The organism is Nonomuraea pusilla, from assembly GCF_900109355.1.
Taxonomy (GTDB): Bacteria; Actinomycetota; Actinomycetes; order Streptosporangiales; family Streptosporangiaceae; genus Nonomuraea; species Nonomuraea pusilla.
In genome coordinates, this window is sequence record NZ_FOBF01000053.1 from 1 (window position 1) to 2892 (window position 2892).

Annotated in this window: 5 protein-coding genes; all 5 read right to left on the reverse strand. The window is 69.8% G+C overall.

Going from position 1 to position 2892, the window contains the following annotated elements; all coding sequences use genetic code 11:
* Window positions 1-101: 101 nt before the first annotated feature.
* Window positions 102-482 (reverse strand): hypothetical protein, encoded by a 381-nt coding sequence (locus BMX74_RS42455; protein ID WP_091106136.1) that lies wholly within the window; start codon window positions 480-482, stop codon window positions 102-104.
* Window positions 479-859 carry a hypothetical protein gene (locus BMX74_RS42460; protein ID WP_091106137.1) on the reverse strand — a complete coding sequence of 127 codons (381 nt, stop codon included), beginning with the start codon at window positions 857-859 and terminating at the stop codon, window positions 479-481. The genes BMX74_RS42455 and BMX74_RS42460 overlap by 4 nt, the downstream gene beginning before the upstream one ends.
* Complete coding sequence (locus BMX74_RS42465) at window positions 856-1710, reverse strand: hypothetical protein (protein WP_218154277.1); 855 nt, start codon at window positions 1708-1710, stop codon at window positions 856-858. The genes BMX74_RS42460 and BMX74_RS42465 overlap by 4 nt, the downstream gene beginning before the upstream one ends.
* A complete protein-coding gene (locus BMX74_RS42470) occupies window positions 1707-2564 on the reverse strand; it encodes a PD-(D/E)XK nuclease-like domain-containing protein (protein ID WP_091106139.1) in 858 nt (285 codons plus the stop codon). The genes BMX74_RS42465 and BMX74_RS42470 overlap by 4 nt, the downstream gene beginning before the upstream one ends.
* On the reverse strand, window positions 2561-2892 hold a 332-nt coding region (locus tag BMX74_RS42475; protein ID WP_218154278.1), incomplete at its 5' end, for a hypothetical protein. The genes BMX74_RS42475 and BMX74_RS42470, both read right to left, overlap by 4 nt.

The window sequence follows — 2892 nt, forward strand, 5'->3', positions numbered from 1 at the left end:
GGAAGGCGAGCCGTAGAGGGCGCGCTCCTGGAGGGCGAGGCAGTAGCCGCAGATGCCGCAGTACTCGCCGTCCTCGTACAGGCCGGGGCACTCCAACTCGGTCATGAGGCGGCCTCCCAGGACGGGATCAGCCAGCCCTCTGCGGTGGCCGCGGCCGGGTGGTCGTGGACCCAGCGGTGGCAGTCGCGACACAGGCACACGCACTGGTCGGGGTCGTTGATGTCAGCGCCACGGGACCTCATGCGCGGCTCGTGCACGTCGGTGGAGCGGGCTGCATGGCAGCGCTCGCACACCGGCCGCTCGGCGAGAAGTTCGGCGACCAGGACCCGGCGGACCCGGTACTTGGCCTCCTGCTTCTTCGACCGCGGCTTCAGCGGGGCGCGGCGCTCCAGGTTGCTGGCGGACTTGAGCGGCGTCTTACGCTCCGGCGGCTTGCCCTGCTTCAGCGGAGTCCTCCGCGCCAGCGGGTTGCCGCGCTTCACCGCCCGCTCCCCGCGATCTCGTACGCCTGCCGCACCGACGCCCCCAACGAGCGGACGATCTCCGCCGGGTCCCGCACGACCCGCAGATGGTCCTGAGCGGCCTCCCGCCTGGCCACCGCCAGGTCGTACTGGTAGCGCTGCGTCTTCGCCTGCTCATCCACCCAGGCATCCCGGTCGGCGGTCGTGTAGCCGCCGCGGGTCACCTTCGGGCAGTCGCCGGAGAAGATGGCCCGGCGGCGTGACGCCTCAAAGGCGTGCTTGGCCTCCACCTCGGCGTCGCGGGCGTTGGCGAGCGCCTGCTGCGCGAGCGTCAGGTCGGTGACGAGGCGGCGCAGCCGGGACTCGACACCCGCGGGGGTCGTCAGGTCGTCGCTCACGACTCCACCTCAGACGCTTCCGGCTGCTCCTCTGCCGTCTCAGCCGGCTGGGGCGACCCAACGACCTGAGCCGCGGTCAGCTTCGGCGCCGGGAACTCGTCCTCGACGGTGACCTCGCGCCTCTGGATGCTGCGGTAGATGACGCGGAGCTGGGCGACGTCGTAGCCGTTCCACTCCTCCTTCGGCCGGCCGAGCTTCTGCTCCAGCCGGTCCGCAGCCACGCCGAGCCCTGCGAAGCCGACGAGCGCCTCGTCGACCCGCACCGCGAGCGGCTTGTCGCCACCGCCGGCGAGGGTCTTGTTGCACAGCTCCTTGGCTTCCTCGACCAGCCACGGAGGGAGAATCGCGAAGATCATCTCCCGGACGCGGCGGGCGCCCATGTTCGCGTTGTTCTCGTAGATGTCGCGCATGTCCACGATCGGCTTCGTGCCGTCGCTGGTGTCGCGCTTGTGCGGGACGATGAACGTCGTCGAAGAGCGGGAATTCGTCTGAACGTCCCACGCGAACGCCATCATCTCCGACTGGCCGTGCTCGTCGTCGCGGGACATCTCGGCGATGCCGTACTGGACGTTGCCCCAGCAGCGGGCCAGCTCGCGCGCCATGTGGATGGTCGGCCCCGAGATGGTGCTGCTGCTGCGCTTGTAGCGGAAGAACGCCTGCTCGGCGAACGACATCTGCGAGCACGAGTTCTGGATGTCCAGCCGAGCCGCCTGCACATCCCGCGGGCACTGCTGCGCGACCACGATCGCCGCGTGCACCTCGGCGACGGCGCGGGACTGCTCGACCGCGGTCGCCTGCCCAACCCGGACAGGCGCCGGGAGCTTAGGCATGGCCTGCTCGATAATGCTCACGAGGTCTCCTCGAAGGGGTAGTCAGCCCACGCGGGCAGAGAGATCAGGGGAATGTCGTCGGTGTAGCCAGGCCAGCGGCCGGTCTCAACGCACTGCCGGTAGATGTCGATGGCCTGCCGGTTCATCGCCCGGCCGGCGCGCACGGCAGCGGAATCGAGCTGGACGACGGTCACCAGGTAGGGGGGCATCTTCTCCTGGAAGATGAACACCATCGCCGGGTCGGCGGCGAGGCCGAGCGCTTCGACGCCGTCCAGATACCACGCCTGCTGAGCGTGGTAGCCGTAGGAGTAGACCGAGCGCTGGATCGCCGCCGGGTTCGCTGATCGGGTCGTCTTGTAGTCGGCGACGATGAACCGGTCAGCGCCCCCGTTGGGCAGCCAGTCGAGGCGGGCCCTCCGCCACACGCCGGTCTGGCTGTCCTGCCAGATCAGAGTCTGCTCAGGGTCGCCGATCTCGGGGTTGAGCACGGCCGACGCGATGGGGTGTGCGCGGAGAGCCGCAGCCATCGCCTTGGCCTGCCGGTGCTCGCCCACCAGGATGGGGACTTTGCCCGACTGGTAGGCGGCGTCCCGCTGCTCCTTGGCCGCTTTGGTGCGCCAGTCCTTCGCTTCGACCACAACCAGCTCAGGGCCGGTGCCGAGCACCATGAGGTGTGCGGCGTGGCCGAAGTCGAACTCCTTGCGGGGAGGCTGCGGCCGGGAGATGTACCAGCGGAACAGGGCGGGGCAGGACGGCGGCAGCAGCTTCCGCGCGCTGGACGACGACAGCGATCCGCCAGGGACCGGGTCGGAGTGGTACAGCTCCTCCGAGATGTCGTAGACGCCCGGGATCACGTCGGACGCGGTCGCGGTCACTGCTCGCCTTCTCCCTCTTCGTCGGTGGTGTAGTCGCCCTGTCCGCGCCGGTACTCGTCTTCGATCCACAGCGGCAGCGGTTCCTCGGCCGGGTGCTCGGCCAGGTAGCGCTCGACGCTCGCTTCAGAGATGGCCTCGTGGTCGCCGGCGATGGACTGCAGGTGCAGCTCGCGCGAGGCGATCAGGGCCTCGATCTCGTCGGCGGTCTTGCCGAGGCGCTTCGCCGCGGCGGTGCGCGTCATCCAGCGGCCCGTCATGACGCACCGCCCGTCTGACTCTGCGCCGCGCGAAACTCGACGGAAGCCGCCCCGCAGCACACCGGCTCGCC